This is a genomic window from Sphingorhabdus sp. (assembly GCF_046596595.1).
Classification (GTDB): domain Bacteria; phylum Pseudomonadota; class Alphaproteobacteria; order Sphingomonadales; family Sphingomonadaceae; genus Sphingorhabdus_B.
In genome coordinates this window covers 1-4,979 of sequence record NZ_JBKJMB010000091.1, presented here as the reverse complement: position 1 = coordinate 4,979, position 4,979 = coordinate 1, and the positions used below count along the sequence as shown (strand labels likewise).

At 55.9% G+C, this 4,979-nt stretch carries 5 protein-coding genes; 4 read left to right on the top strand and 1 reads right to left on the bottom strand.

The genetic code is table 11. The annotated features are described in order from the left end of the window. The 3 genes from ACLL9E_RS08915 to rnr all read left to right on the top strand — a co-directional run. On the top strand, window positions 1–604 hold a 604-nt coding region (locus ACLL9E_RS08915), incomplete at its 5' end, for a His/Gly/Thr/Pro-type tRNA ligase C-terminal domain-containing protein (protein ID WP_411291389.1). A gap of 30 nt (window positions 605–634) precedes the next feature. Next, window positions 635–1,063: a GxxExxY protein gene (locus ACLL9E_RS08910; RefSeq protein ID WP_411291388.1), complete on the top strand. Its 429-nt coding sequence runs from the start codon at window positions 635–637 to the stop codon at window positions 1,061–1,063. Next, window positions 1,063–3,333 (top strand): ribonuclease R, encoded by a 2,271-nt coding sequence (gene rnr / locus ACLL9E_RS08905; protein ID WP_411291387.1) that lies wholly within the window; start codon window positions 1,063–1,065, stop codon window positions 3,331–3,333. Before ACLL9E_RS08910 ends, rnr begins: the two co-directional genes overlap by 1 nt. A gap of 30 nt (window positions 3,334–3,363) precedes the next feature. Here rnr and ACLL9E_RS08900 read toward each other — a convergent pair whose 3' ends face one another. Continuing rightward, complete coding sequence (locus ACLL9E_RS08900) at window positions 3,364–3,819, bottom strand: universal stress protein (RefSeq protein WP_411291386.1); 456 nt, start codon at window positions 3,817–3,819, stop codon at window positions 3,364–3,366. Between the two features lie 151 nt (window positions 3,820–3,970). Between ACLL9E_RS08900 and ACLL9E_RS08895 the strand changes: the two genes are divergently transcribed. After that, a partial coding sequence (locus ACLL9E_RS08895) for a 2-oxo acid dehydrogenase subunit E2 (RefSeq protein ID WP_411291385.1) occupies window positions 3,971–4,979 on the top strand: 1,009 nt, incomplete at its 3' end.

Sequence of the window (4,979 nt, the reverse complement as noted above, 5' to 3'; positions counted from 1 at the left end):
GCGCGACAATGACGAAGACGAGGCGGTGTTGGAATATTGCCGCAGCTTGCGGGCTGAATTACTTGGGCTAAGTGCCTTTGGCGAACCGTTGCGCGTGTTGTTGGATAGCAAAGCCGCAAAGGCGTCCAACAAGCGTTGGTCTTGGGTAAAGAAAGGCGCGCCAATCATTGTCGAAGTTGGACCGCGTGACATGGCGGAGGGCAAGGCCGCCGTCATTCGCCGTGACCGGCTATACAAAGATGACGGCAAGCTCGCGACTGCATTCACGCCACGCGACGAGTTTGTCGCTTCGGCAGCGGCATATTTAGAGGAAATCCAGGCCGGTCTCTATGCAGAAGCCAAGGTACGCCTCGAAGCGAATATTCGCCGCGACGTAACCGACCTTGCAAAGCATTTTGCAGGCAACGAAGAAAAATTTGCTGGCTGGGTCGAGGTCCAATGGTCGCGGCCAAGCGGCGATGCCCTCAACAAGATCGTCGCGCAACTTAAGGGGCTAAAGCTCACCATGCGCAACAGTCCCATCAATGCAGCCCCTGCGGACGGGGCCTGCTTCTTTACCGGAGAAGCGGCAGTGGAACGCATTCTTATTGGCCGGACGTATTAGAAGTTCGCACAAAGACACGAAGAGGGCAGGATGGAAATTGAGGAAATCTGCACCGTCGTTGTTGATACCGCTTTTAAACTGCATAGTGACATAGGCTCAGGTCTTTTAGAAAATGCTTATGAAGCGATATTGGAAGCCCAGCTTAGGAGCCGAGGCCTTCAGGTAGAAAGGCAGGTGTCTATTGATGTTGAATATGACGGTATTCGTTTACCGTCGGCATTTCGCATCGACTTGCTGGTGGAAAAACGCGTAATTCTCGAAATAAAATCTGTAGAAAAAACGCTGCCGGTTCATGCCAAACAAGTCATCACCTATCTTCGCCTGACCAATCTGAGTCATGGATTTGTAATCAATTTTAGAACGCCGATGTTTAAGGATGGAATAAAACGGCTGTTGAACAGCCAAAGCTCTTTAGTGTCTTCGCGTCTTCGTGCGAACCCGAATGGATCACAAAAATAATGACCAAACACACGCAGTTTGAGGGGCTTCCCACTCGCGAGCAAATTCTTGAGTTTATCAAGACTTCGAAAGATCCTGCGGGGAAGCGTGAAATTGCGCGGGAATTCGGCTTGCGGGGGAACGAGAAAATTGCGCTTAAATCTCTGCTGAGGGATATGACGGATGAGGGCCTCATCGATATGGCTCCGGGCCGTGCCTTTCACAAAATGGGCGGTGTGCCCAAGGTTACCGTCCTCAAAATTGTGGAGATTGACGGCGATCATGCTGTCGCGGTGCCAGAGCATTGGGAGGCCGAAGGCATTGCTTTGCCCAAGATCCGCGTGATTGAGGCAAAGGGTAAACGCGGCGCTTTGGGGATTGGCGACCGGATATTGGCGCGCACCGAAGAACGCGGCAATGGTTGGGCGGCGCATGTCGTGAAAAAGCTTGAAAAAGGGAGCGCCCAAATATTGGGTGTCGTCGAGGGCGGCGAAAACGGGCGTTTCTGGCTCAAGTCGGTCGACAAAAAGTCGCGCTTCGACACTCAAATCGGTGACGTCGGTGCTGCAAAGGCCGGCGAGTTGGTTCTTGCTGAACTCACGGGCAATGCACAGCGTAAATCGGCGCGGGTCACGCAAGTATTGGGTGATCCCTTTGCGCCCAAAAGCTTCAGTCTAATCGCCATTCACAAATATGGTATTCCGTTTGAAATGCCTGAAGCAGCGGAAAATGAAGCCGCAAGGGTACGCGATTTGCCAGTTACTGCTGACCATCGCGAAGACCTTCGCCATTTGCCGATTATTGCCATCGACCCGCGGGACGCGCGCGATTTCGACGATGCCATTTGGGCCGCGCCTAACGACGAGACTGGCGGCTTTGATGCCGTCGTCGCGATTGCCGATGTCAGTTACTATGTTCGCCCCGGAAGCGCGTTGGACCATGAAGCGGCCAAACGCGGAAACAGTGTGTATTTCCCGGACCTCGTCGTGCCAATGTTGCCCCATGCCTTATCTTCGGACAAATGTTCGCTGCGGGCAGGGGAGGACCGCGCCGTGCTTGCCTGTCACTTGTCCATCGGCAAGACAGGACAAGTGACGTCATGGCGTTTCACACGCGCTGTGGCCAGGATTGCCGCCAATATTCCCTATCCAGATGCGCAAGCCGCGATTGATGGACAGATGGAAAACCCACTGCTGGAGACAGCGCTTAAGCCGCTTTGGGCGTGCTGGCGCTTGCTTGCCGTCGCGCGGCACAAGCGCGGCCCGCTCGAGTTGAACCTGCCCGAAAAACGCATCACGCTGGACGAACAGGGGCGGGTCACGGGCGTCGCCGAACGCGAACAGCTTGAAGCGCACCGCTTGGTCGAAGATTTCATGATTGCCGCCAATGTCGCGGCTGCCAAAGCGCTGGAGGCAAAGAAATCCTCTTTGATCTACCGCGCACATGAGCCGCCCAGCCGCGAGAAGCTTGTGGCGCTTAAGGAATATCTCAAAACCTTTGAGATTGAATTTGCTCTAGGACAGGTGGTCAAGCCCGAAACATTCAATGCCATCCTTGAGAAAATCATCGACGAGGAAGTGCGTCCGCAAATCATGGAAGCTGTATTGCGAAGTCAAACCCAGGCTTATTATGGCCCGACCAACGTCGGCCATTTCGGGCTCTCGCTTGGCAGCTACGCCCATTTCACTTCGCCCATTCGTCGTTATGCCGACCTTATCGTCCATCGGGCGTTGGTGAGCGCTTATGGTCTTGAAATGCCAAAGCCCAAGTTGAAGGATGTCGAGCCGAGCACGGGTTTGACCGAGGCTGCGATCATGAAACTGCCCGCCACAGCCGAAGCCATCAGCCGCACCGAACGCCGTGCCATGGAGGCCGAGCGCGAAACAACTGACCGTTACATCGCGGCCTACCTTTCGGCTCAGGTTGGCGACATTGTCCAGGCGCGCATTACAGGCGTCCAGAATTTCGGATTTTTTGCTACGGTGGAAGGGGTTGGCGGAGACGGTTTAGTTCCTGTCTCTACCTTAGGCAAAGACTACTTCCATTATGATGAAGCCAGCCAGACGCTGATTGGCGAGAAGACGCGGCAGGAATATCGGCCCGGTATGCGGCTGGAACTTCGGTTGGCGGAGGCAAATCCTGTTTCCGGTTCGCTTCGTTTCGAGCTTCCCGAAGGCGGCAGCTATTCGCCTGATCGGTTTAAACATAAGGGCAGGCCCAAGGCTGGGAAATATGATGCAGGCAAGCGCGGGCGTCCAAATAATGTTCGCCACCAAGGAAAACGGCGGTAAAACACAACCGTGAACTACAGAAGATTGTCGCTAACTTAATTCGTCCAACTGCGCATCAGTCAAAGACCCCGGAATCACCATGACCGGGCAGGGTAGAGTCCCTGCATTGATACCAGTGAAGTGTGTGATCAGAGGACCCGGCGCACCCTGTGCAGCCGCGCCCAGCACGAGCGCGGCGATGCCGGGATGGTCCTCAAGCATGACCTTCACGACGTCGATCGCCTCGCCGGGCTTTACCGTAATCGCTGGCCGAACACCCATTTCGTCGAAGATTGATCCCGCAGCTGCGGTGACGAGCTGCTCTGCGCGGTCGCGCGCCTCTTCTTCCATCGTTGCCTGCACACCGCCCCATGCGACAAAGTCGGCTTGCTCGATCAACGCCAGAATATGCACTGCGCCTCCGGTTTTGGCCGCACGGCGCGAGGCAAAGCGTAACGCAAGCCGCGCTTCTTCGGTTTCATCAATAACCACCAGATATGTCCGCATGCATCCCCCAAGCGCTGACTTTTTCGCTAGCTTCTTATGAATTCGTATAGCCTGCGCGAAATTTGGCGGATTGGCAACCTCATCACGCTTGACGCTTGGGAAAGCTTGGCTATTCGGTGAGGTAATGACGACCATATAAGGCGACTGCCCAATGCCCATCGAACTCAAAATGCCCGCACTTTCGCCAACTATGGAAGAAGGCACGCTGGCCAAATGGCTTGTGAAGGTCGGGGACAGCGTCTCGTCGGGCGATTTGTTGGCCGAGATTGAGACTGACAAGGCAACTATGGAGTTTGAGGCCATTGATGAGGGCATTGTGACCGAGTTGTTGGTTGCCGAAGGCACTGACGGTGTGAAGGTTGGCGCAATTATTGCGATCATTCAGGGCGAAGACGACGAAGCAGCAACAGTTTCAAAAGCTGCAGCGCCGGTGCCTAAACCGGCACCGGTTGCCGAGGCGAAGAGTGTTGGTGCCAGCCCGGCAACCGATCCCGCCCCGGCAGCGCCCAAGTCTGCGCCAAAGCCAGTTTCCCATTCCTCTGGTGATCGCGTGAAGGCGAGCCCGCTTGCCAAGCGCATCGCGGCCAATTCGGGCATTGATCTTTCCGGCGTTACCGGCACTGGCCCCAATGGCCGCATTGTCAAAGCTGACGTCGAGGCCGTCTCCGGTATGACTGCATCAACCGCGGCCCGTCCTGCACCGACGGCGCCGTCTGCGCCATCTCCCGCACCGGTCGCGGCAATCGAAACCGACATCCCGCATGAGGTCATAAAGCTCAGCAACATGCGCAAAACGATCGCGCGGCGCTTGACCGAGAGCAAGCAGCAGGTACCGCACATTTACCTGACCGTCGACGTGCGCCTTGACGCGCTGCTCAAGTTGCGCGGCGAGCTCAATGTCAGCCTTGAGGCGCGCGGCATAAAGCTCTCAGTCAACGATATGCTTGTGAAGGCGCTCGCCCTTGCGCTCATTCAAGTGCCCAAATGCAACGTCAGCTTTGCCGGCGATAATATGTTGCAATACGCCAGAGCCGATATCAGCATCGCGGTCTCGGTGCCGACCGGCCTGATTACGCCAATCATAACCGACGCCGGAAACAAATCCCTGTCCGCCATCTCAACCGAAATTGGAGAGCTCGCAGGCCGCGCCAAGGAAGGCA

What these genes read in the sequence shown, in the direction of transcription:
- ACLL9E_RS08910 (WP_411291388.1), top strand. Translation starts at nt 635, where the DNA reads ATGGAAATTGAGGAAATCTGCACCGTCGTTGTTGATACCGCTTTTAAA.
- rnr (WP_411291387.1), top strand. Translation starts at nt 1,063, where the DNA reads ATGACCAAACACACGCAGTTTGAGGGGCTTCCCACTCGCGAGCAAATT.
- ACLL9E_RS08900 (WP_411291386.1), bottom strand. Translation starts at nt 3,819, where the DNA reads ATGCGGACATATCTGGTGGTTATTGATGAAACCGAAGAAGCGCGGCTT.